The sequence below is a fragment of the Salinispora fenicalii genome, from assembly GCF_000514815.1.
Lineage (GTDB): Bacteria > Actinomycetota > Actinomycetes > Mycobacteriales > Micromonosporaceae > Micromonospora > Micromonospora fenicalii.
Genome location: NZ_AZWQ01000016.1, coordinates 98584 through 122151, shown reverse-complemented (window position 1 = coordinate 122151; position 23568 = coordinate 98584). Strand labels below are relative to the sequence as shown.

General features: G+C 69.1%; 20 protein-coding genes. 8 read left to right on the top strand and 12 right to left on the bottom strand.

Translation table 11 applies throughout. The features are described 5' to 3' along the window. Positions 1-377: 377 nt before the first annotated feature. Together B116_RS0106250 and B116_RS0106245 are read left to right on the top strand one after the other, a co-directional pair. Positions 378-2174 carry an ABC transporter ATP-binding protein gene (locus B116_RS0106250; protein WP_027659515.1) on the top strand — a complete coding sequence of 599 codons (1797 nt, stop codon included), beginning with the start codon at positions 378-380 and terminating at the stop codon, positions 2172-2174. Beyond that, positions 2171-3994 carry an ABC transporter ATP-binding protein gene (locus tag B116_RS0106245; RefSeq protein ID WP_188115996.1) on the top strand — a complete coding sequence of 608 codons (1824 nt, stop codon included), beginning with the start codon at positions 2171-2173 and terminating at the stop codon, positions 3992-3994. Before B116_RS0106250 ends, B116_RS0106245 begins: the two co-directional genes overlap by 4 nt. 67 nt (positions 3995-4061) lie before the next feature. On the opposite strand, the gene B116_RS0106240 is transcribed toward B116_RS0106245, so the two are convergent. After that, positions 4062-5528 carry an aldehyde dehydrogenase family protein gene (locus tag B116_RS0106240; RefSeq protein ID WP_027659513.1) on the bottom strand — a complete coding sequence of 489 codons (1467 nt, stop codon included), beginning with the start codon at positions 5526-5528 and terminating at the stop codon, positions 4062-4064. Positions 5529-5677: 149 nt separating this feature from the next. Between B116_RS0106240 and B116_RS0106235 the strand changes: the two genes are divergently transcribed. Next, complete coding sequence (locus B116_RS0106235) at positions 5678-6025, top strand: VOC family protein (RefSeq protein ID WP_027659512.1); 348 nt, start codon at positions 5678-5680, stop codon at positions 6023-6025. A 108-nt stretch (positions 6026-6133) separates the two neighbouring features. Here the strand turns inward: B116_RS0106235 and B116_RS0106230 are convergent, their stop codons facing one another. After that, positions 6134-6943 carry an SDR family oxidoreductase gene (locus tag B116_RS0106230; protein WP_027659511.1) on the bottom strand — a complete coding sequence of 270 codons (810 nt, stop codon included), beginning with the start codon at positions 6941-6943 and terminating at the stop codon, positions 6134-6136. 55 nt (positions 6944-6998) lie between these two features. Continuing rightward, positions 6999-8222 (bottom strand): acyl-CoA dehydrogenase family protein, encoded by a 1224-nt coding sequence (locus B116_RS0106225; protein ID WP_027659510.1) that lies wholly within the window; start codon positions 8220-8222, stop codon positions 6999-7001. Between the two features lie 68 nt (positions 8223-8290). Here B116_RS0106225 and B116_RS0106220 point away from each other — a divergent pair, with 68 nt between their 5' ends. Continuing rightward, the gene (locus B116_RS0106220; protein ID WP_018719810.1) at positions 8291-9379 is read left to right on the top strand and encodes a class I SAM-dependent methyltransferase; all 1089 of its coding nucleotides are present in this window, start codon (positions 8291-8293) and stop codon (positions 9377-9379) included. 156 nt (positions 9380-9535) lie between these two features. Here the strand turns inward: B116_RS0106220 and B116_RS0106215 are convergent, their stop codons facing one another. The 4 genes from B116_RS0106215 to B116_RS0106200 all read right to left on the bottom strand — a co-directional run bounded on the left by B116_RS0106215 (position 9536) and on the right by B116_RS0106200 (position 13169). Next, the gene (locus tag B116_RS0106215; protein ID WP_027659509.1) at positions 9536-9835 is read right to left on the bottom strand and encodes an acyl carrier protein; all 300 of its coding nucleotides are present in this window, start codon (positions 9833-9835) and stop codon (positions 9536-9538) included. A 50-nt stretch (positions 9836-9885) separates the two neighbouring features. Then, positions 9886-10539, bottom strand: coding sequence for an NADPH-dependent FMN reductase (locus B116_RS0106210; RefSeq protein WP_018719812.1), 654 nt, complete (start codon positions 10537-10539; stop codon positions 9886-9888). Further along, entirely contained in the window at positions 10536-11639 is a 1104-nt protein-coding gene (locus B116_RS0106205) for an LLM class flavin-dependent oxidoreductase (protein WP_020608226.1), read from the bottom strand. The genes B116_RS0106210 and B116_RS0106205 overlap by 4 nt, the downstream gene beginning before the upstream one ends. A gap of 219 nt (positions 11640-11858) precedes the next feature. After that, a complete protein-coding gene (locus tag B116_RS0106200; protein WP_223874511.1) occupies positions 11859-13169 on the bottom strand; it encodes a condensation domain-containing protein in 1311 nt (436 codons plus the stop codon). A 60-nt stretch (positions 13170-13229) separates the two neighbouring features. Between B116_RS0106200 and B116_RS0106195 the strand changes: the two genes are divergently transcribed. Next, positions 13230-14195: a ferritin-like domain-containing protein gene (locus B116_RS0106195; protein WP_018719815.1), complete on the top strand. Its 966-nt coding sequence runs from the start codon at positions 13230-13232 to the stop codon at positions 14193-14195. 1 nt (position 14196) lies between these two features. Further along, entirely contained in the window at positions 14197-15216 is a 1020-nt protein-coding gene (locus B116_RS0106190; protein WP_027659507.1) for a methyltransferase, read from the top strand. Positions 15217-15253: 37 nt separating this feature from the next. On the opposite strand, the gene B116_RS0106185 is transcribed toward B116_RS0106190, so the two are convergent. From B116_RS0106185 to B116_RS0106170, 4 genes are all read right to left on the bottom strand, one after another. Further along, positions 15254-16456: a cytochrome P450 gene (locus B116_RS0106185; protein ID WP_027659506.1), complete on the bottom strand. Its 1203-nt coding sequence runs from the start codon at positions 16454-16456 to the stop codon at positions 15254-15256. A gap of 633 nt (positions 16457-17089) precedes the next feature. Next, positions 17090-17530: a hypothetical protein gene (locus tag B116_RS0106180; protein ID WP_027659505.1), complete on the bottom strand. Its 441-nt coding sequence runs from the start codon at positions 17528-17530 to the stop codon at positions 17090-17092. 416 nt (positions 17531-17946) lie between these two features. Then, positions 17947-18306: an MmcQ/YjbR family DNA-binding protein gene (locus B116_RS0106175; RefSeq protein ID WP_027659504.1), complete on the bottom strand. Its 360-nt coding sequence runs from the start codon at positions 18304-18306 to the stop codon at positions 17947-17949. 50 nt (positions 18307-18356) lie between these two features. Then, a complete protein-coding gene (locus B116_RS0106170; RefSeq protein WP_027659503.1) occupies positions 18357-19616 on the bottom strand; it encodes a condensation domain-containing protein in 1260 nt (419 codons plus the stop codon). A 157-nt stretch (positions 19617-19773) separates the two neighbouring features. Between B116_RS0106170 and B116_RS0106165 the strand changes: the two genes are divergently transcribed. Both B116_RS0106165 and B116_RS0106160 read left to right on the top strand, forming a co-directional pair. Then, entirely contained in the window at positions 19774-20982 is a 1209-nt protein-coding gene (locus B116_RS0106165; RefSeq protein WP_018719821.1) for a cytochrome P450, read from the top strand. 229 nt (positions 20983-21211) lie between these two features. Further along, positions 21212-21634 carry a VOC family protein gene (locus tag B116_RS0106160; RefSeq protein ID WP_018719822.1) on the top strand — a complete coding sequence of 141 codons (423 nt, stop codon included), beginning with the start codon at positions 21212-21214 and terminating at the stop codon, positions 21632-21634. A gap of 73 nt (positions 21635-21707) precedes the next feature. Here the strand turns inward: B116_RS0106160 and B116_RS0106155 are convergent, their stop codons facing one another. After that, the gene (locus B116_RS0106155; protein ID WP_027659502.1) at positions 21708-23402 is read right to left on the bottom strand and encodes an MFS transporter; all 1695 of its coding nucleotides are present in this window, start codon (positions 23400-23402) and stop codon (positions 21708-21710) included. Between the last annotated feature and the right edge of the window lie 166 nt (positions 23403-23568).

The window sequence follows — 23568 nt, the reverse complement described above, 5'->3', positions numbered from 1 at the left end:
GTCTCGCGTGCCGCTGCCGGTGACACCCGCACCGCGCAGTATGTGAGCGCAAGGCGTACGCGTACCGGCTGGGAGCCCGGCCGTGCCGGTGCGCGTGGCCCTCCGCGGGCTGGTCGGACGCACCGGGAAGCCGGTTGCGCGTCTCCGTACTCGTCGGTTCCAGATGGCAGCCGATCGCCTAAATCAGCAGCCGATCCTTGCTGAGATCAGCTGACGTCTGGCCTTCGGCAAGGAAAGCCACGCTACACACTGCAGAACCGACACAACTGTTCCCTGGCGGTATCGACAAAGACTATCATTCCGCTTGCTGGGCCCCGGCGGGTTGACCGGCCGTCCGGCCTGGTCGTACGGCAGGCGCGGCGGAGACGAGGTGACCGATGGCCGCCGAGAAGGTGACCGACACCGAGCAACGTGGGCGGCGGCTGCTCCGGCGCCTGATCCGTCAGGAACGCCGTCGGCTCCTGGCGGCGGTGCTGCTCGCTGTAGCGGCGGTGGCCTGTCAGCTCGTGCCCTATCTGATGGCCTACCGGGTCGCGGTCGAGCTGGTCACCGAGGTGGATCCGGATGGTGGTGCCCTGACCCGCTACGCGCTCGTCGCGTTGGTTGCCATCGCCGCGGGTACCACGCTGATGGGCGGAGCGTTGGCGATCAGCCACCTGTGCGCCTACTGGCTGCTTTACCGGCTACGCAGGCGCATCGCCAACCGGCTTGCCGTGCTGCCGCTCGGCGAGGTGAGTCGGCGGGGGAGCGGCACGATCGGCAAGTTGGCGATGGAGGACGTGGAGCGGATCGAGGTCTTCGTCGCACACATGCTCCCCGACGCAGTCGCCAGCCTGAGCGTGGTCGCGGCCACCACCGTGTGGCTCTTCGTCATCGACTGGCGTCTGGCGCTGGCCGCCGTCGCGGTCGTTCCACTGGCCCTGCTCGGTCTGCGGCACGCCACCCGGGGCTCCGGAACCTGGGTCGCGCAGTGGCACGGCGCGGGCATGGCGATGAACCAGGCCATCACCGAGTTCCTGCACGGCATTAAGACCGTCAAGGTGTTCAATCGGCAGTCCGACACGGTGGCCCGAGCCACGGGCGCTGTGCGCCGCTACGTTGCGGCGGAAACCCGCTGGGGCACTGCCTTCCTGCCGGGAGGCGCAGCGTACTTCACGGCGATGGCCGCGAACGTGGTCGTCGTTGTCCCGGTAGGGCTGTGGCTCTACCGGGACGGCGCGGTGGACCTGCCCACCCTGCTGCTCTTCCTGCTGCTGTCGCTCGGCTACACAGCCCCTCTGACCAAACTGACCGGGTACAGCTCCCAACTCCGGCAGGTCCGCTTCGGCGCGGACGAGATCGCCGCGCTGTTGGATGCTCCCGCCTTGCCGGACACCCATCAGCGGGTACCGCTCGGGCCGGCTGCGGTCGAGCTGACCGATGTGACGTTCGGCTATCGGCCGGACCGTGCGGTGCTCCAGGGGGTTACGCTGCGTGCTGAGGCGGGCGAGGTCACCGCGATCGTCGGTCCGAGCGGTTCGGGCAAGACGACCATCGCGCGGCTGGTAGCCCGGTTCTTTGACGTCAGTGCCGGTACGGTCAAGGTAGGCGGCGTCGACGTTCGGGAATTGGCGGTCGACCAGCTCATGGACACCGTCGCGGTGGTCTTTCAGGATCCGTTCCTGTTCCACGACACGATTCGGGCCAACCTGACGCTGGGCCAACCCGATGTGGACGACGAGTTGGTGTACCGCGCGGCCCGCGCGGCCCGCTGCCACGACTTCATCCTCGCCCTGCCACAGGGCTACGACACCATCGTCGGGGAGCGGGGCGCGACCCTCTCCGGTGGAGAACGGCAGCGCATCTCCATCGCCCGCGCCCTGCTCAAGGACGCACCGGTGGTGGTGCTGGACGAGGCTACCGCGTCCACCGATCCCGAGAACGAGGTGTTGATCCAGCAGGCGGTGGCCAGTCTCGCCGCCGGGCGTACCGTGCTGGTCATCGCTCACCGACTGACCACCGTCCGGAACGCCGGCCGGATCGTGGTGATGGCCGACGGGCAGGTGGTCGAAAGCGGACGCCACGAGGACCTGCTGCGTTCCGGTGGAACGTACGCCGGGCTGTGGGTGGACGCGACCACCAGCGCCCAGTGGAGCCTGGGCGCCACCGACACGCGGAGCGGAGTGAGCCGATGACGACCACGCCCTCGACCTCGACCGCTCCTGTGGGGTCGCCGGCCACCCGCCCGGTGGCCGGGCGCACCGTCGCCCTGATTCGGCGGCTGTGGGAGCTCTCCGACCCACAGCTGCGTCGCCAGCAGCTCTGGGGGATCGCCGCCCGGATGGCAGCGGCGGTCTGCACCGCCGTGCCGGTGTGGCTGCTGGTGGTGGTTCTGCAGCGGCTGCGGGAGGCGAACCTGGGCGGGCCCGCGATCAGCCAGGGGGAAGTCCTCTGGTGGACCGTCGGCATCGTCGCCGCGGTGCTTGGTCAGTTCGGTTTCGACCTGGTCGCCCAGCGGCAGAGCTGGGTCGCCTCCTTCGAACTGCTCGGCGAGATGCGTCTGCGGGCGTTGCAGCACCTGCGACGGCTGCCACTCGGGTACCACACCAGCCGGCAGAGCGGTGACCTCACCGCACTCGTCACGCATCACCTCAGTGAACTGGAGCCGGTGGTGTTCGGCGCGATCCCCACCATCATCGGTGCGGCCCTGCTGCCGGTCGTGATCGCCGTGGGCCTGCTGCTGGTGGACTGGCAGATGGGGTTGGCCGCGTTGGGCACCGTTCCGCTGGCGATGCTGGTGTACGTGTGGTCGCAACGCACCTTCGCGCGGCTGGCGGCCGAGCGTGCCCGGGCCGGTGGCCAGGCCGCGGCGCGCTTCCAGGAGTACGTCTCCGGCATCGCCGTCGCCCGCTCCCACGGCGCCACCGGCGATCGGGCGGACCGCCTGGCCCGTGCCCTACTCCGGCACCGTGACGCCAGCATCGGTCTGGTTAGTCGCCTGGTGGTTCCGCTGGTGCTCTTTCTGACGGTGATTGAGCTGGGCCTGCCGGTGGTTCTGCTGGTCGGCGCGTTCCTGCTGATCGGTGGGGACCTGGCGCCGGCCACCTTCCTCGTCTTCGCGGTACTGTCGCTGCGGGTCCATGGTCCGCTGCGGGCGATGGGCGAGCAGACCGAGAGCCTGCGGGTCGGTGAGGCGGCCCTCGACCGGCTTGGCGCGCTGCTCGCCGAACCCCTGCCCCCTGAGGTCCGGTCGGGTCCACGGCCGCAGGGTCACGACGTGGCCTTCGAGTCGGTGAGCTACACCTATCCAGGTGCCACGCGGCCGGCGCTGCGAGATGTCACCTTCACCGCGCCGGCCGGTACGGTGACCGCGCTGGTCGGCAGCAGCGGTGCGGGCAAGAGTACCTGTCTGCACCTGCTGACCCGGTTCTTCGCACCCGATTCCGGCACCGTGCGGGTGGGCGGCGTGGACCTCCTCGAGTTGGACGACCGGAGCCTGTTCGACGCGGTGACGGTGGTGTTCCAGGACAGCTACCTGTTCAGTGAGTCGGTTTGGGACAACATTCGCTTCGGCCGGCCGGAAGCCACCGACGAGGAGGTGCGGCGGGCCGCCACGCGGGCCAGGGTGGACGAGATCGTGGCGCGACTGCCCGAGGGCGGTGACTCTGTTGTCGGGGAAGGGGGTACCACCATCTCCGGCGGCGAGCGACAGCGCGTGTCGCTGGCGCGTGCGATTGTGAAGGACGCTCCGATCGTGCTGCTCGACGAGCCGACGGCGGCGATGGACGCCACCAACGAGCGGCATGTGCAGCAGGCGCTCTCCGACCTGATCCGGGACCGAACGGTGCTGGTCGTGGCGCACCGACTGGGTACCGTCCGGCACGCTGACCGGATCGTGGTGCTCGACGACGGGGCGGTTGTCGAGGCCGGCCGACACGACGAACTGCTGGCCCGGCGGGGCCGCTACGCGCGGATGTGGGCTGACCAGGAGACCGCCCGGTCGTGGCAGCTGTGAGTCCGCCGGCATGTCCCGCGTGACCCTTCCCCGGGTCGGTGAACGCCCGATCGGGGCGGCGGTTTGTTCAGCTGGCGATCCACACGTTCTTCGGGCGGAGGAACTCCCGCACGCCGGCCTCGCCTCCGATCCGACCCCAGCCGCTCTGCCGAACGCCGCCGAAGGGCGCCGACGGCAGCACCCCGGGGACGCCGTTGACCCAGACGCTGCCGGCCGCGACGGCCCGGCTCACCCGGTGTGCCGTCCGTAGGTCGGTGGTGTGTAGGTACGCCCCGAGTCCGTAGCGGGTGCCATTGGCCAGCCGGAGGGCCTCCTCCTCGCTGTCGAAAGGGGTGAACGCCAGCACCGGCCCGAAGATCTCCTCCTGGGCGAGTTCGCTGGCTGGGTCCACATCGGCGAAGACTGTTGGTCCGATGAAGTAGCCGGCAGCGAGGTCACCCCCGATCCGCTCGCCGCCGGACAACAGGCGACCGTGCCGGGCTCCGCGGGCCCGCTCCACGACCCCGAGGATGCGTTGGCAGGCGCTGTCGCTCACCACCGGGCCCATCATGGTGCGTTCCTGGGCGGGGTCGCCGACCGGGACCCGGGCCAGCCGGGCGGTCACCGTGCGCAGCATCTCGTCGTAGACCGAGGAGTGGACGAGCACGCGCGTGCCGTTGGCGCAGCCCTGCCCGCTGAGCGCCACCACACCGCTCATCGCCAGTCGGGCCGCCATTCGGATGTCGGCGTCACCGAAGACGACATGTGCGGACTTACCGCCGAGTTCCAGACCGACCGGGACCAGGTGTTCGGCCGCCGCTGCGAGAATCTTGCGTGCGGTGCTCCCGCCACCGGTGAAGTGCACCTTCCCGATTTCGGGGTGCCGGACGAGCGCCTCACCGCCGACCGCCGCGCCGGGCACGACGTTCACCACACCGGGCGGGAATCCGGCTTCGAGCGCCAGTTCCCCGATCCGCAGCGCGGTGAACGGGGCGAGCTCCGCTGGCTTGAGCACGACGACGTTGCCGGCGGCGAGGACGGGCGCGAGCATCTGGGCCACGGAGACCAGCGGGCCGTTCCACGGGATGATCAGTGCCACCACACCGTACGGCTCGTCGATGGTGTAGTCGACGGCCCGTACGGGCCAGGTCGGCACCACCTGTCCGCCGATCTTGTCTGCCCAGCCGGCGTAGTAGCGCAGGTGTTCGATCGCGACACCGGGCATGGCGGAGGCGAACTGCCGGGGGCAACCGTTCTCCAGGGTCTGCAACCCGGCCAGGTCCGCCGCGTCCCGCTCGACCAGGTCGGCCAGGCGCAGCAGAAGGTCCCGCCGGACATTGCCCCGGGTCGCGGCCCAGGCAGCCTGGGCGGCCCGGGCGGTGCGGACCGCCGTGTCCATCTCGGCGGCGCCGCCCAGCGGTACCTCGGCGGTGGGGCGACCGTCGCCGGCGTATACGTGTTGGTGTACGCCCCCGGTGGGGTCGGTCAACCGGGTCTCCCCGATGAGGAGACCGGTGTCCGGGATCAGGTCGGTCGGGGCGGCGGTGACGGGCACGGCGGGACCTCTTCTGCTCGGTACGCCAGTGAGTGGCGTCAGGTCAGTTGAGCATGTTGGGTTGGATCCTAGTGTAGTTTGTTGTGTTAGCGAGCCCGCCCGGTCGGGTGGGGACGATTCGCCGGATCGATGACTGGAGGAGGTCGGTCGTGGCAGGAGATCTGTCGTACTTCGAGTTCGGAACGCCGGACGTGGCGGTGGCCAGCACGTTCTTCACCGAGTTGTTCGGGTGGAAGGTGCAGGCGCAGGAGCATGGTGGCTCGATCGACACCGGAAGCGCTGTGCCCGGTGGCATGCATCGCGACCCGGGCCCGCCGCAGCACTACCTCTACTTCGCCGTCGACGACATCGAGGCCGCCATGAAGCGGGTGGTGGAGTTGGGCGGTGAGGTGGAGCCGATGCGCCCCCCGACCGAACAGTGGGGTGCCTTCGTCGAGTGTCGGGACAACCAGGGTCTTCCCTTCGGGCTGCACCTGCCCCCGAAAGCCACCCCCTGAACCGCGCGTGGGCCGCGCCCGGAAACCGCGGCGCCCGGAAGCCGCGGCGCCCGGAAACCGCCGGGTGCGGCCCACGCGGTGTCGGTGCACTCCCGGGCGTCGACGGGGTCACTGCTCGTCGGTGAGGAACCGGCCCGGCACGTACCCGGTTCGTGCGGTGGAGAGACCACCGTCGACCGTGACCACCGAACCGGTGACGTAGGAGCCGGCACGGCTGCACAGGTAGATGACCGTGCCGACGATGTCCTCCGGCCGGCCGATGCGCTGCAACGGCGTGACCGCGGCGATCTCTTCGCCGATGGCCTCGAGCACACCAGCCATCATCCGGGAGGGAAAGCTGCCGGGGGCGATCACGTTCGCGGTCACCGTGGGAGCGAAGTCGTGGGCCAACATCCGGGTGATGTGGTGGATGGCCGCCTTCGCCGCGGCCGCCGAGTAGGTTGGCATCTCGGGCACCCGCTGGGCGTCGGCGCTGCCGATGTTGACGATCCGGGCCGGGTCGTCGGCGGTGCCGGCTGCACGCAACAGCGGCGCCAGCTCGCGTACCAGGAACAACGGCGCCTTCAGGCTGATGTCCAGCACGCTGTCCCATGCGGCGGCGGGGAACTGGTCGACCGGGGCGGTCCACGCGGTGCCAGCGTTGTTGACCAGGATGTGCAATCGCTCCTCGCGCTCGGCGATCTCGCGGGCCAGCCGGGCGCATTCCTGTTCCTCGGACAGGTCGGCCGGGATCGCCACGCACTCGCCACCGACGGCGGTGAGCTCCTGGGCGACGTCCGCACAGTCGGATTTGGTTCGGGCGGTGAGGTAGACCCGGACCCCAGCCGAGGCGAAACCCTGCGCGATCATCCTCCCGATCCCCTGGGTGCCGCCCGTGACGAGGGCGGTCTTTCCCGCTACCGAGAACAGCTCACTCATGACAACCTCCAGAGGCAAGATGCTTCACACGGTACGATGCCGAACACGCTGCTGCCTACCCCGTCCCGGAGAGCGCGGTGCCGCGTGGATCGCGCCCGGCTTCCGCGCCGACGGCCAGTGCCCCGAGCGTGGCGTACGAGTCACGACCGGCCACGAAGTGCTGGGTAGCCGTGTGTAGGTCGCGTAGCCGTCGTTGCAGCGGCGAGGCCTCGTAGATGGCGGTGCCACCGGCCAGCTTGTGCGCGGTATCGACCACCTGGCCGGCCAGGCTGGTCACCTGGGCGGCGGTCGCCCGTAGGCGAGCCCGGTGGAGCGCTGTCGAGGTTCCCGCCGACGCCTGTGCCTCGGCCGCCTCGGCGTACAGCAGAGCCCGGGCCGCGCGCAGCACGGTCTGCGCCTCACCGAGCCGATCCTGAAAGACCGGTGCGGAGGCGAGCCGCCGGGCGCTCAGTGCCGGTCGTTTGCCACCGGCTGCCACCTGGACGAGATCTGCCAGTGCGCCGTCGGCCAACCCGACGGCGACCGAACCGATGATCAGGCTCGACTCGGCGATCCGGTGTACCGCCTCACCGCCCTGCTCGCTCTCCGCGACGACGGCGCGGTGCGCGGGCACCCGGGCCTTCTCGACGGCTACGTCGTGGCTGGCGGTCCCACGTAGACCCAGCACCCGCCAGGTGTCCATCACTCGGATGTCCCGCGCGGGCACGTACAGGATGCGAGTGGCCGGTACCCCGTCCTCCCCGACCGACACGCTTCGTCCGGTGACCACCACGCAGCTCAGGTAGAACCAGGACGCCCGTGGGCAACCGGTGACGAACGGCCACTGACCGGTGACCCGCCACCCGGTGTCGGTCTGGCGGGCTCGGCCCTTCGGCGCCACGGCCCCGGCGACCAGCGTGTCGGGGCCGTCGGCGAACACGTCCTCCACTGCCTCGCTCGGACCACACCGGACGATCAGGTGCGACAACGCCACCTGGCCGACGGTCCAGGCGGTGGCGGCGTCGGCCCGGGCCAGTTCCTCCAACACGGCCAGCACGTCCGGCAGCTCCAACTGGTCACCGCCGTGGCTGGCCGGTGCGAACATCCGGAAGCACCCCGCGTCGCGGAGGTCGTCGACGAGGTCGTCCGGCAACCCGCGCTGCTGCTCGATCTCCTCCGCCCGCTTCGTCACTTGGGTCGCCAGCTCGCGTACCCGTACCAGCGTTGGGCTCACGTCCTTCTCCTCAATGTAGTGTGTCGGGTGTGCGGACCGTATCTCCCGCTGTCTGGTGCTGTCCATGTCGACTTCGACGGGTTAGCGTGTGACGAGACAGCACATGCCATACGCATCTCGCCCGGAGGATGCCGATGACCGCCCCCACCGACACCCAGGCCCGGGTCCTCGCGGTCCGGATGTGGAGTTCCCTGCTGGCAACCCAGGAACTTCTGTCCATGTACCTCGGGGTTCGCCTGGGGCTCTACGACGACCTGGCGACCAGGGGCCCCGGCACAGCGAGTGAGATCGCCGTGCGAGCCGGAGTCGACCCGCGGTACGCCCGCGAGTGGCTGGAGCAGCAGGCGGTAGCCGGCGTGCTCACAGTCGACGACCCGAACCGCCCGGCCGCGCGGCGGGTCTTTACCCTGCCCGCCGCACACGCCGAGGTGCTGACCGTGACGGACAATCCGGTGTCGATGGCGGCCCTGGCCGTGCTGCCGTTGGGCGGGGTCGCGGCGGCGCTGCCGGCGCTGCTGGCGGCGTATCGCAGCGGTGCCGGCGTACCGGATGCGGTCTACGGTGTCGACTGGCGCCAGGGACACGCCGGCGCCAACCGGGCGATGTTCACCCACCAACTGGCGGGCTGGCTGCGTCGTTTCGCCCCGGACGTGCACACCCGGCTCACCGCCGGGCCGGCGCGGGTGGCGGATGTCGCGTGTGGCGCCGGGTGGGCCGGCATCGGCCTGGCCCGTTCCTACCCGTCGATCACCGTCGACGGCTTCGACATCGATGCCGAGGTGATCGCGGACGCCCGTGGGCACGCCGCTGACGCCGGTTTGACCGACCGGGTCTCCTTCGTCGCCCACGATGCGGCGACCCCGGATCTCGCCGACCGTTACGATCTGGTCTGCCTCTTCGACGCCCTGCATGAGATCGCTCGGCCGGTGGAGGTGCTGGGCACCTGCCGGCGGCTGTGCGTGGAGGGTGGCACTGTGCTGGTGCTCGACGCCCGAGTGGCGGAGCGGTTCACCGCCCCAGCCGATGAAATCGAACGCTTTCAGTACGCTACCAGCGTGCTGCACTGCCTGCCGGCCTGCCTGAGCCAGCAGCCCTCCGCTGGTACCGGCACCGCACTCCGTCCCGACCAGATGCGGCGACTGGCGGCCGAGGCGGGCTTCGCCGCCGTCACCCAGATACCGATCGATGACCGGTTCCACCGGCTCTACCGCCTGATCGGCTGACTGGGGACCGGTGCCGCCGGCAGTTCCCCCGGTGCGCACCGTCCACCGGCGGATGTGGGGTTCGAATCGACGGCAGCCGGATACCGGTCGCCTCGACGGAGCACGACTGGGCCGGCCACCACCTTCGTGGCGGCCGGCCCCGCGACGGGTGGGGAGTCAGGACTCCGCTGCCCGCTCTCGGATCCGGCGCAGAACATGCTCCTGTACCGCGTGCAGAGTGGTGATCGACCGCGCGGTTTTCTCGTCGATCGGATCCAGGTCGAACTCGTCTTCCAGCGCGAAGGCCAGCTCCATCAGGGCCAGCGAGTGGAAGCCGAGATCCTGGACCAAAGCCGTCTCCGTGCCGTGGAGACCTTCCGGGCTGGGTGCCAGGTCGAGCACGATGGCCTTGACCTTGGTACGGATGTGCTCGTCCGACATTGTCGGCCCTGCGAGCGTCGGGGTCTGCTCACTCATGGTCGCTTGTTCCTTCCGGATCGCCTGGCTGAGCGGGGCTGAAACACAGGTCAGGGGACAGGTGCGGGTTCGGCGAGGTGCGGCGAGAGCGGTGCCGGGGGCCGGCAGCTGTGCAGCACGGCGGCGAGCACCGGCACCGCGGCTTCGGTCCAGCCGGCGACCGCGGATTCGAGATCGCCGAACTCCTCCTCGAGTACCGCCAGGCCTCGTACTGGCACCACAGCCCCCAGTTCGACCAGGAGTGGTCGAAGCTGAGCGTCCGGGACGAAGCGGTGTTGTGCCCACCCAGCCGTCATGACCGGTACCGCGACCGTGCCCGGCCGCAGCCCCTCGCGGGGGAGCATGTCGAGGAAGAGTTTCAGCAGCCCGGTGTAGGAGCCCTTGAAGGTCGGGCTGACCACCACCAGCAGACCGGGGCTACGGACCCGGGCCAGCACCTGTTCCAGTGGTGTGTTCCCGGCAGTACCGGCGATCAGCCTGGACGGCAGGTCCGGTCCCAGCTCCGCCAGATCCACCAGGTGTGGGTCGGCGAGGTGGACGCCGAAGTCGGCGAGCCCGGTACGTAGGGCCCCGGTTAGGTGCCGGGCCACGGTGAGGGTGCGGGACTCCCGTCGGGGGTTGCCGACCAGCACGGTCGTCGGGACGGCCAGTGAATCGGTCGGTAGGACGGCACGTCGGGATGCAGGTTGTCGCAGATCGGTCACCGGTCTCCTTCCGGATCGGCCAGCAGCCCTCGGTGCCGCAGGATCGGCAGGACACCCTCACCGAAGGTGTACGCCTCCTCCAGGTGCGGCTGGCCGGAGAGGATCAGGTGATCCAGACCTAACGAGTGGTACTCCTCGATCCGGTCGGCCACGTCGGTGTGGCTGCCGACCAGGGCCATCCCGGCCCCCGGCCGGACCAGTCCGTAGCCGGCCCAGACGTTCGGGTACACCTCCAGGTCGTCGGTCTGTCCCCGATGTAGAGCGGCCATCCGGCGTTGCCCCTCGGATTCGGTCCTTCGGAATCGCTGCTGTGCGGCGGCGATGGTGTCCGGGTGCATCCGATCCACCAGGCGCCGGGCCACCTGCCACGCCTCGTCGGCGGTGTCGCGACTGATCACGTGGAACCGGGATCCGTAGGACAGTTCGCGGCCCTGCGTGTCGGCCCGGTCGCGAACCTTCTTGACCAGCGCTGCCAACGGCTCCGGTGGCTCGCCCCAGGCGAGGTAGACGTCGGCGTGGCGGGCGGCCACCTGGTGCGCGGCGGACGAGGAGCCGCCGAGGAACACCGTCGGCCGGACCGGGGGCTTTCGGGTGAGCCGGCCAGCGCGAATCCGGTAGTGGACCCCCTCGAAGTCGTACGGGTCACCCGTCCAGGCCCGGGACAGGACATCGAGGAACTCGTCGGCGCGGGTGTAGCGTGCGTCGTGGTCGAGCCAGTCGCCGTAGCGCAACTGCTCGTCTCGGTCGCCCCCGGCCACGACGTTGAGCAGCAGCCGGCCGCCCGAGAGTCGTTGCAGGGTTGCGGCCATCTGCGCGGCGACGGTCGGGGCCAGGAATCCGGGACGGACGGCGACCATGAATCTGAGTCGGCGGGTGCGGCCGGCCAGCGCCGTCGAGACCAGCCAGGGATCTTCGCAGAACAGCCCGGTCGGGACGAGGACGCTGTCGAAGCCGAACCGGTCGGCGGCGCTGGCTACCTGGCCGAGGTAGTCGATCTCCGGTGCGCGCCGAACGGCCTGCACCGGGGTGCCGTCCGGAGTCTTCGCCACCTCACGTCCGTCCCCGTGGGACGGGAGAAACCAATGCAGGTGAAGTGACATGTGGACCTTCCTGTCACAGCATCGACCGGGTGAGCGGTGCCCCGCGGTACGGCCCGAGGAGTCGTCCGCCTCCTGCGCGTTTGCCAGGTAGGACTGGTCGAAGCCTCTCAGTAGCGGCATGCGGTGTCAAGAGTATGTGGTGTTAGTGCTGTGTCGCTTCTCGTTTTTAACCAACGCCACCTGTGGGCCAGTGGGTGACAGTCCCGGTCCGCCGCCGGATCAGACCGGCCGGGCGGTGCCCAGCGGGGCGGTGGGTGCCGCGGTCAGGGTGGTGGCCAGGTCGGCGTACCCGGAGAGGAATCTGTGCGCCTGGGCCGGGGTGTATGCGGCGGTGGGGTGGTAGAAGACGACCCGCAGATCCGCTGGTCCCATTGGGGCGATGGCCAGCTCGAACCGGAACCGGCTGCCCAGGCCTCGAGGCACCAGCAGTTCGAAGCCGACACCCGCCGCGACCGTGCGGTGCTGCGCCTCGGCCATCACGTTGAACAGCACGTCGTCGGCGCGGCGCCCACCGGCGCGCACCACGTCCGCCGGCAGCATCTGGTACGGCAGGTCCTGGTAGGTGAAGGCGCCGATGGCTGCGGAGTGCGCCTGCCCGACGAGGTCGGCGAAGGTGGCTGCCTGTCCGACCCGGGCTCGCAGTAGCACCATGTTGGCCAGCAGACCTACGGTCTCCCGCAGTTCGGGGCGGGACCGGTTGGCGAACATCGACGCCACCGCGAGGTCGTCCTGTCCGGTGACCTGGTGCAGGTGGTGGTAGAAGACCGCCAGCAACACCGCGAAGAGCGTGGTGTGACGGGTTCGGGCCAGAGCGCGCAGCCGGGTGACGGTCTCGCGGTCGAGGTCGATCGCCACGTCCGCGGTGGCCGACCGGTCGTCGTTGGTCGGCCGGTCGTCCGCCGCGGCGGGCAGCGCCGGTAGCTGACTGCCAGCCAGCTGCCGGCGCCAGTAGTCACGGTGTCGTTGTAGCCCGTCGCCGTCGAGGAGTTCCTGCTGCCACTCGACGAACCGGGTGTACGGCCAGCCGGTGTCGGGCAGCGGTGAACTCGCTCCGGTCGCCTGGGCGTACAGTGCGCCGAGGTCGCGGAAGAGTATCCCGGTGGACCAGGCGTCGGTCACCAGGTGGTGCAGGTTCAGGCAGAGCAGGTGTGTGCGGGCCCCGAGTCGCCACAGTGTCGTCCGGGCCGGCCACTCGGTGGGATCGATCGCGGTGCGCAGCTCGGCGCGTACCGCCTCGTCGACCGCACCGTCCGGGTCCGGATGGTCGGACAGGTAGATCCGCCGGGTCGGCACCGGGGCCGGTGGGTGAACGATCTGGGCCAGCCGGGCTCCGCGTCCGGTGAAGGTGGTCCGCAGCGATTCGTGCCGGGCGGCGAGCCGGGTCAACGCGACGTCCAGCGCGTTCGCGTCCAGGTCGCCGGTCAGCCGGCACAGTAGCGGACAGCTCAACGCGCCGAAGTCGGCGCGGTAGTGTTTGATCATCCAGAGCAGACGCTGGGACACCGATGCTGGCGTTTGTCGTGTGTTCACGAAAGCGACGATAGCGTCAGTGGATTGGCATCGGCCGGCCCGATCGGTACGTTGTGTCGTATGAGCCTTGTTGTGCCGACCCAGGTCGACACCACACTCAACTGGGACTACGAAGCCACGGATCCTCGGCTGATGGCCCTCTATGAGCGGGCCAAGTCGGCCCAGTGGAAGGTGTCCGACGTCGACTGGACGGTGGACGTGCCGTTCGGTGAACCGCTGCCTGACGACTCCGCGTTCGCGATGGCCGCGTTCGCGGATTCTCCGCTCGCGGTACGCGGCCGGGCCGCCTGGGACGACTTCCGCTGGGAGTTCCAGTCCTGGATGGTCAGCCAGTTCCTCCACGGTGAGCAGGCGGCCATGGTGGTCGCCGCCCGCCTGGTGGCGGCGGTACCCGACCTCGACAGCAAGTTCTGCGCAGCCACCCAGGCCGTGGACGAGGCACGTCACGTGGAGGTCTTCGCGCGGTATCTGCGAGAAAAGATTCCCGAGCCATACGAGGTATCGCCGCCGTTGCGGGAGTTGCTCACCGACATTCTCTCGGACCCGCGGTGGGACGTGACCGCACTCGGCATGCAGATCATGGTCGAGGCGATCGCGATGGCCTCGTTCCGACTGTCCAACAGCAGCTTCCATGATCCGCTGATCAAGAACCTGACCCGCCTCGTCGCCCGGGACGAGGCTCGGCACGTCACCTTCGGCGTGCTCTCACTACGCGGCCTCTACGGCCAGTTGACTACGGCGGAGCGGGCCGAACGGGAGGAGCTGGTCCTCGACGCGGCATCGTTGATCCGCCAGCGCTTTTTGCTCGGCGACATCTGGCAACGTTTGGAGGTCGACCGGGCCGAGGGAGTCTCGTTCGCCGCGTCACACGAGCTCATGATCATGTATCGGCAGGCGGTGTTCTCGCGGGTCACGGCCGCGCTCAGCCAGATCGGGCTGATGACCCACCGGGTCCGTGTGGGCCTGGAAAAGCTGGAGCTGCTGCGGTTCGCCGGTGAGCGGCTGCGCGTACGAGAGGGGCGTTGAGATGGCCGGACGGCCGCGGCTCGACCTGGACGCCGTGGTCCGCCTCGGCGAACTCGGTGACCAGATCACCCCGTTCGCCCTGCGGGCCGCCTGTGACCTCCGCATCGCCGACCTGCTCGCGGACGGTCCGCGGACGGTGACCGATCTGGCGGAGGCCGCCGGGGCTGATCCGGGCGCCCTGCTGCGGCTGCTGCGGGCACTAGCGGCCCGGGGGGTCTTCGCCGAGGTGGGTGCGGCGGAGTTCGCTCTCACTCCGTTGGCCGAGCCGCTCCGCGGGGATCACCCGATGTCGCTGCGGGACAGCTTCACGGTGCTCGACTCTGATGTGCGCTCCTGGGCGCAGATAGGACACACCCTCCGGACCGGCAGGCCGGCCTTCGACCGGGTGCACGGCCGAAGCTACTGGGACCATCTGGCGGCGAACCCGGCCGAGAGCGCCCGGGTCGACGACTGGATGCGGAGCATCAACCGGCTGCACCTGCGGACGCTTCTCGGCGCCTACCCGTGGCGGCGCTTCGGCACGTTGGTCGACGTCGGCGGTGGCACCGGCGGCTTCCTGGCGGGGCTGCTGGCCCGGTTCCCGGCGGTCCGCGGCGTGCTGTTCGACCTTCCGCACGTCGTGGCAGGTGCCCCGGCGGTGCTCACGGGTGCCGGGGTCGCCGATCGCTGCGATGTGGTGTCCGGCAGCGCCTTCGACGCGGTACCGGCCGACCGCGACGGGTACCTACTCAAGACGGTGCTGCCCGGATTCGACGACGACGACGCGGTCCGGATCCTCGGCGTCATCCGCGCCGCGATGCGACCCGACTCCCGGTTGGTGCTCTTGGAAGCGGTGCTGCCACCCGGGGATACCTTCGACGTGGCGAAGCTGTTCGACGTCCACGCGATGGTGCTCACCGGTGGGGCACACCGCAGCAGTGCGCAGACCGGCGCGCTGCTGGAGCGGGTCGGGCTACGGCTGGGTCAGGTCATCGCGACGCCCACGCTGACTGTGCTGGAGGCGCTGCCGACCACCGATTGAGGCCGTCGATACGTGCGCCGGGGTCACGAGGGGCGGCTCACCCGTCGCCGATTCGCACCGGCACCGAGGCGTACGCCCGGAAGGGAGTGTTCGGCTCCCGGACCGTGGGGCCGTCGGGCTCCAGCACCGCGAGTCGGGCCAGCCGGTCGAAGACCACCGCACCCTCCATCCGGGCCAGGTAGGCGCCGAGGCACAGATGGGAGCCGCCGCCGAAGGCGACGTGCGGGTTGTCCTGTCGGCCCACGTCGAGGCGGTCAGGCCGGGCGAACCGTCGCTCGTCATGATTAGCCGAGCCGATCATCAGCACTAGGACCCGACCTCTGCGGATGGTCCGGCCTCCGATCTCGATCGGTTCGCGGACGTAGCGAGCGGTGCCCTGGATTGGCGCGTCCCAGCGGAGGAACTCGTCGACGGCGGTCGTCACCAGCGAGGGGTCAGCACGCAGCCGGGCGAGCTGGTCGGGATGGGCCAGCAGCGCCGCGGTTCCGGTGGTGATCATATGTACGGTCGTCTCGAAGCCGGCGAAAAACGAGAAGACGGTGTTGTCCACGATCTCGTCGGCGCTGAGGTTGTCCCCCGACTCCTCGGCGTCCAGCAGTCGGGAGAGCAGGTCGTCGCCCGGGCGTGACCGGCGTTTTTCCAGGAGGGCACCGAGGTGTTCACGCAGCCAGCTGACGGCCTCGTCGGCGTCGACCCGAGTTTGTTCCGGGACGACCGCGGTGAACGCCCGGCCAATGTTCGTCGCGTGGTGGCGCACGTCCTCCGCGGACTCCAGTGGGATCCCCATCAGCCGGCAGATCACCCGTACCGGTAGCGGATAGGCCAGCTCGGAAACCAGGTCCATCCGGCCGGCAGCCAGGGCCGGTGCGAGTAGTTCGTCGACCAGGTCCTCGATGTGGGCGCGCAACCGCCGGACCACCGCAGGGGTGAACGCTCCGCTCACCAGCCGGCGTAGCCGGATGTGGTCCGGCGGGTCGCGGTAGAGCATGACCCGCTGGAAGAATGCGCTCGCCGGGCCGTCGCCGACGGAGACTTCGTGGTAGCCCGCCGGGAACTCGCTGCCGAGGCGGGGGTCGTGTTGCAGGCTGGTGACGTCGGCGAATCGGGTGACCCCCCAACTGCCCGGTCCGAGCCGGCACAGCGGACCGGCGGCACGCAGGCGGGCGTACTCCGGGTAGGGGTTCTCGACGACGTTCGGGTCCAAGGCGTCGAAGCGTGGTGCCAGGGCCGATGTGGTCATGGTGTCTAGTGTGTGTTGTGTCTGCTGTTCTGGGCAAGCCCAACGGCCCGTGACACTGCGCCAGGGTGGACGCCGGGACACTGACGGTGTGACGCCAACCGTCACGCGCGCCGGGCGCACTGGCCGAGCCCAGGGGGCCGGGGTCTCGCAGCCAGTAATGATCAACGGGATTGGCCGTGGCTCCGGCCCGGCGGACCGGCATTTGTCGCTTCGATCGAAATCCAGTCTCTCGTTGTGGAACCGAATCTGCGCCCGGATTCGGTTACCATGTGTCTCGGAAGTGGTGACAATGAGTTTGCCAGGCAGTGGTCTGCGGCTTCGGGATTCCCGCTGGTTCCTCTGGTTCGGCCCAGTTCGACGCAAGAGGGAGGGGCGGCGATAACGTTGTCTTTGGTTTACGGGCCGGTTAACCGTGGGTCCGGGTGGCTACGTGGCGCAGTGGTTGGTCGGGTACGAATGACTGCTTTCAATTGGTCCGGTCGTGGCCGGATCGTCGCGCAGGGCCCGGTCGCGACCGACGACGACCGGGGGTTGCGGGCGCTGGCCCGCTTGGCCTGGTGGCGGGCAACCACGCCCCGTCGTTCGACAGCCACGCCCCGATGTCACCGGGGCCATGCCGCTGTCCGGCCGGGGTCAACCTCGGTGTCGTCCGGCCAGCGAAACGGAGCAGTCGCGGACGATGCGGTCGTCCGCAACGACCAGGTGTATCCGACGGCGACGGGCCACCGGCCGCAGGTGCGTCCGCAACATGCGTCCGATCTGCTCGGACGCCATCAGTCGCCCGGTGTGGTGCCGTTCCAGCGTTGTCCGTTCGGCGCCGTACCGTACGACCACGGCGGCCCCGCCCTCGGTCGCCGCCGCGGCGACTTGGACCAGGGAGGCGAAGCCGTCCTCGTCGACCGTGGTCACCTCGGTCAGGTCGAGCTCGACCCGCTCCAGCCGTGATTCGACGTGGCCGAGCATGTAGTCCGCGACCCGGGTTACGTAGCCAGCGGTTCTTAGGGTGCAGCTACCGCTGACCGAAATCGCGACGTCGGTGGTGCTTACTCTTCGGGCCTTGACCATCGGCAACATAATTCCCCCTCCTGTTGGTGCTACACCCTAGAGCGGACGAACACGGTGTGGGAATATCCGATCGGCTCAATCTATTGAGTATTCACGTTGGATCCGATCGATGCCACGCGGTGATCTTGAAAGGAATGGCACGGCACGGGCGGAGCGGGGTTCGTATCTTGGTAATTTCGAGATCGATAACCTGAAGGGGTGGGGTAGCAACGTGTCATCTCAGACATGACGACGGGTTGTCATATGCAGAACCGCACCTACCGGTTACAGGTGTCGGGTGTCGGGTGCGGTACCGTCGCGATGGCCGGACCCTCCTCCGCGTTCGGCACGGTGAACCACCTGAAGCGACACTACAGCTACACTCCGCAGGTTCGAGTGCTCGCCTGGTGTGCTTCCAGTGATTGGTCGCCGGCGCGGAGGCCGGTCTATTCCGCCGTGTCGCCGTGTCGCGCGTCGAAGGCGGTCACCAGTCGTCGAGGCGCGCGCAGCCGCCACGCCTCGGTGAGTAGTTCGCCGAGTTGGACCGAGTCGACCCGGTCCAACCGCGCGCTCGTCCAGCCCTGCCGTCCCCAGTGGTTGTCGGGCGCGGAGAAGGTCGCCGGGTCCTCGGCCAGCAGCTCTGCCTGATCCTGCGGGCTCAGCCGCAGCATGACCGTGCCGGCGCCGGCGGGGAAGGACGCGAAGATCTTGTTGCGTACCCTTAGGTCGGCGTTGTCGAAGTGGGAGCTCGCGTGCGCCTCCGGGAGGGTCAGGGCTCGCTGCCGTACGTCGTCTTCGCTAATCATTGTCTTCCTCGGTTCGCCGGGGTGACAGTTCACTTCGGTTCACTGGTCCCTCAGGCGACCAGGGCATCGCGCAATTCGGCCAGGGGGACGTCGGTGGTCGCGACGGTGGCCCGGATCAACGCGACATAGCTCCGGACGAAGGCGTCCGCCCATTCCGGGTCGAACTCCGCCCGGGAGCAGAGCAGCAACACCGAGAGCACGTCACCCTGCGGTACGACGACGAACTCCAGTGCGAAGCGCCGCCGTTCCAGCTGGGCCGCCATGTCGTCAAGTTCCTCGCCGGCCATGTCGGCCCGGGGCAGCAGACTTCCCAGCAGCTGGAACAACACGTCGTCGGTACGGCCGGTCCCGCCGACGACGGTGTCCGGGGGAAGGAGCTGGTGCGGCAGATCCTGATGGCGCATAGCTTCCATCACGGTGGTGCGGGTCTGGGCGATCAGCTCTCCGAGGGTGGTGTCCGCGCCAAGTCGCTCGCGTAGCAGCACCATGCTGGCGAAGAAGCCCACCGTCTCGCGGACCTCGGGTCGGCTCCGGTTCGCGAACAGCGAGGCGACGGTGAGGTCGGACGCCCCGGTCTCCTGGTGAAGCAGGGCGTAGAACACCGCCAGGGTGACCGGGAACAGCGTGGTGCGTTGCCGGCGTGCGAGCTGTCGGAGACCAGCCGTGGTGTCCGCGTCAACATAGTGCTCGATGGAAATCCATGGTGGTTCACCCTCGGGCACCGGTCGCCGCCGTCGCGCTGGCAGCTCCACCAGCCGCGCGCCGGTGAGCTTTTCCTTCCAGTATCCGGTGAGCCGGTCCAGGTTCTTTCCGGAAAGCTGCTCGTGTTGCCAGGTGGCCCACTGCGCGTACTGCCACTGCGGGGCGGGCAGGTCGATCACCTCGCCGACCTCGCGCGCGTACAGGGCCCGTAGATCTCGCGCGAGTAGCGCGTTGGAATAGTCGTCCGAGCAGTAGTGATGCAGGGTTAGCAGCGCCAGGTGATGCTCGGGTGCAATCCGCAGCACGAGCGGGCGCAGCGGCCACACCGACGCCTCGACCGGCGCGGCGACCTCGGCGGCGATCACCCGCTGCGCGGCGGCCGCGGCGTCCGGTTCGCCGGAGACATCGGTCAGCGGCACCACAAGTGATCGTGGCTCGTGGACGAGCTGACGCAGCCGACGCCCCCGCGGGTAGGTGGTCCGCAGCGCCTCGTGTCGCGCCGACAGCGCGACTACCGCACGGGTCATGGCGTCGTGGTCGTACGGGCCGTGTAGGTGCCACAGGACTTGCTCGTTGAGAGCACTCTCCTGGCCCCGATAGTGATCCATGAGAGCCAGGAGGCGTTGACCGACGGAAGCGGGTTCCTCGCGCACAGGGCGAGCCTATAGCGGGACCCGACGGGTGTCGACATTCTCCCTTGAGCGTGTTGCGTGTGACCGTATGTAGGGTCTTGCTGTTCGGGTTTGACTCGCGGATAGTCTTCTCATGCGAGCCAACACCGCGCGCCCCCATCTGTCCGCGGCGTTCCTGGCGACCAAGGACGACCCGTATCCGGCCTACGCCGAACTGCGTGCGCGAGGGCCCCTGACCCGTGCGGAGCTCGGCCAGTGGCTGGTCACCGGCCACGGCGCGGTGTCGGCCCTGCTGCGTGACGGTCGGCTGGAGAGCCGGATGCCGGCGGAGTACACCCGACTGACCCTGGGCGACAGCCCGGGCGTCGACTTTCTCCACCGGATCGTGCTCACCCGGACCCCGCCGGAGCACACTCGGCTCCGCCGGTTCATCGGTCAGGCCCTGGGCACACCGGTGGTGCGTCGGCTACACGACCGTATCGCCGCTGCGACGGATGCGTTGCTTGAGCCCGCCCTCGACCGGGGGCGGCTCGATGTGGTGACCGAGTTGGCTGTGCCGTTGCCGGTCGGTGTGGTGTGTGACCTGATCGGCATCCCGACCGGCGACCGTCCCGCGGTGCTGACCCGGGTCACCGCCCTGGCGAAGGTGTTCGACGCGGCCAATCTCAGCCCGGCGGATCTGGCCGACATCAACACCGCGCTGCCCTGGCTACACGACTACTTCGGGGACCTGCTCGCCACCCGCCGTGTCAGCCCGGGTGGCCCTACCCTGGCCGAGATGTACTGGGAGGAGTCCGCGTCGGACCGGCTGGCGGTGGCCGACTTCGTGGACAACATGCTCTTTCTGTTCCACGCCGGCTTCGAGACCACCATGGGCTTGGTGTCCAACGGTGTCGCCGCCCTGCTCAACCACCCGGAGCAACTTGGTCGGCTGCGGGCCGACCCCGCGCTGGTGCCCTCAGCCGTGGAGGAGTTTCTGCGGTACGACGCGCCGATCCAGAACGTCATCCGGGTGGCTCGGAAGCCGGTCGAGGTGGCGGGGCAGAAGATCCGCGCGGGCCGGACAGTGCTGCTGCTGCTCGGGGCTGCCAACCGGGACGAGAAGGTCTTCGCCGACGCGGAGCGGCTGGACGTCGGTCGCGATCCCAACCCACACCTCGGGTTCGGCGGCGGGCTGCACCACTGCGTCGGCACCGCCCTGGCTCGGCTGATGGCGGTGGTCGTCTTCGAGCGTCTGGTCGGCCGGGTCGCCGTGCTCGGGCCCGCCGCGCCGGCGGTTCGGCGTCGGCACGCCAGCCTCCGGTCGTACGACCATCTGCCTCTCGTGGTGGCGGCACGCTGATGCCGCATTCACCGGGATCGTGCGGTATCCCGGTAGGATGTGGTGTCGCTTGTGGCAAGTGTCCGGCGAAAACCAGTCTGAGACGGTGCGCCACCAGGGCGTCGGCCGGACGGCCCGAAGACCTGACAGCGGTGATTTGTTTCTTGCATCGTGTCGGAGAGGCCACGACGGACGCATAGAGTAGTTTCGTCCTACGTCAATCCGTAGTACCGAGTCCGAGGAGAGTCCCATGGCCGATGCCTCCGTCGCGCCCACCGTCGCCCCGTACCTCGCCTACGAAAACCCGGCGGAGGCCATCGAGTGGCTGACCGGCACGTTCGGTTTCACCAAGCTGGCCGTCTTCGACGACGGTCAGGGCAACGTCTACCATGCTGAGCTTCAGGTCGGCGAGCACAGTCTGATTATGATCAATGGCGCCAATTCGACCCTGCGTATCGGCGAGCCGTTGGCGCTCGGCGCCGCGTCGGCTGGCACCTTCGTCCGTCGGGAAACCGACACGGAGGTGAACGAACTTCATCGTAAGGCGGTGGCCGCCGGCGCGGAGATCCTGCTCGAACCGGAGGCGAAGCCGCACGACTCGTACGAGTTCACCTGCCGTGACCCGCAGGGGCACGTGTGGACCTTCGCGACCTACCGGACCAGCCTCGGCTGACGTCCACTCGTTCCGATTGCGGTCTCGGTCCCACCAGAGCGGGACCGAGACCGTGCGGCGTTCCGGGACGGATTCAACGGCGGGGTAGCAGGAAGCTGCCCACCAGCGCCAGCACGAAGCTGATCACGCTGTACCAGAGCGTGCCCACCATGGCCCGTTGGAAGCCGATCTGGCTCGCCTCGACCGACCGCTGCTCGATCACCGCGGTGGTACCGCTGCCCGCGGCCAGCCCAGCGCTGTCGCAGCCCGCTGGCGGCAGGGTCGGATCGGCCCCGCCGAGCTGGCTTTCGAGGCAGTCGCGGAACCGGTCACCGATCTCTACCGCCTGCGTGTCGGCGACGCCCACGGCCACCAGGTCCGCGCGGAGCTCCGGCACAACGGTGGCGGTGGCGTGGGGCGTTTGCGCGGCCAGCAGGCTGAAGAACAGCGTGCCACAGGCGGCGATGCCGAGGGTCACGCCGATCTGGTAATTGGCGTTGACCACTCCGGAGGCGGATCCGGCCTGGTTGCCCGGGACGTCGGCGAGCGAGTAGCCCATCAGCGGCGGGAACGTCATACCCATGCCGGCGCCACCGATGAACATCGGCACCAGTAGCTGCCAGATGCTCACCTGCGGGGTGCTGGCGATCACCCACATGAACCAGAACATGCTTGCGATCAGCAGCACCAAGCCGAGCTGAAGGCCCGTCCGGCCGATTCTGGGCGTGATCGCCCGGGCGGACAGCCAACCGAGCAACGGCACGGCGATGTCCCAGGGGAGGCCGGACAGACCGGCCCGGAGGATGCTGTATCCCACCCCGATTTGTAGGTAGATGGTGATGACCAGGAAGAACGACATCACCGCGCCCTGGAAGAGGAAGACCACCACCAGACCCGCGTTGAACGAGCGGTGTCGGAACAGCGACATCGGCACCAGCGGTGAGTCGGTACGGGTTCGTTGGTGCTGGACGAACACCGCGAAGACCAGCAGGCCGCTGACCATGCTGGCGTATGTCCACACCGGCCAGTTTTGCTCTCGGCCCTGCACCAGCGGGTAGACGAGCAGCAGCACCGCCAGCGTGATCAGAACGGCTCCGACCAGGTCGAGCCGTTCCCTGCGATTGGCTTCCGATTCCGGCAGCAGCACCCGCGCGGCGATGAACGCGGCGATCCCGATCGGCACGTTGACCAAGAAGATCGCCCGCCAGCCGAGCCCGGCGATGTCGGCGGTGGTCAGCAACGCGCCGACCAACGGGCCGCCCACCGTGCCGAAGGCGAGCGCGGCGCTCATCGCGGCGAACGCCCGGCCGCGCTCCTTGGGCGCGTAGAGGAGCTGGATGAGGGTGTAGACCTGAGGGACCATGATCGCGCCCATCGCGCCCTGCACGAACCGTAGGACGATCAGTTGTTCGGGGGTCTGGGCGAGGCCGGCCAGCAGCGAGGTGAGGGTGAACCCGGCGACGCCGATGAGGAACATCCGACGGACGCCGACGATGTCGCCGAGCCGACCGGAAATGATCAGCATCGAGGCGAATGCGAGGGCGTAGCCGGCCACCAGCCACTGCATCGTGGCAGCCGTCGCGTCGATGCCGTCGCGGATCGACGGCAGCGCGATGTTGACGATGGTGATGTCGAGCAGGTCCAGCACGAATCCGGTGAGCACCACGACGAGCGCGAGGGTGCGCTTACGTCCGGTGACTGGGGGGACGAATTCGTCGTGCGGTGCCGGCGCGGGCGCCTGCACCGTGCCGGTCTCGGCACTGGATGGTGTTCGGGTGTCGTCGGACATCAGATCCCTCTCTCGGAATGCGAGACGGAGAAGCGTGTGGCGTCACTGGGGCCGGCGATCGGTGCCCACCAGACCACGCCGGTGCCCTCTGCCGGGAGTCCGGTCGCCATGGTGGTGCCACCTTTCCGTCGGCCGACCGGCCGCCCACATCGCCGCTCACACTAGT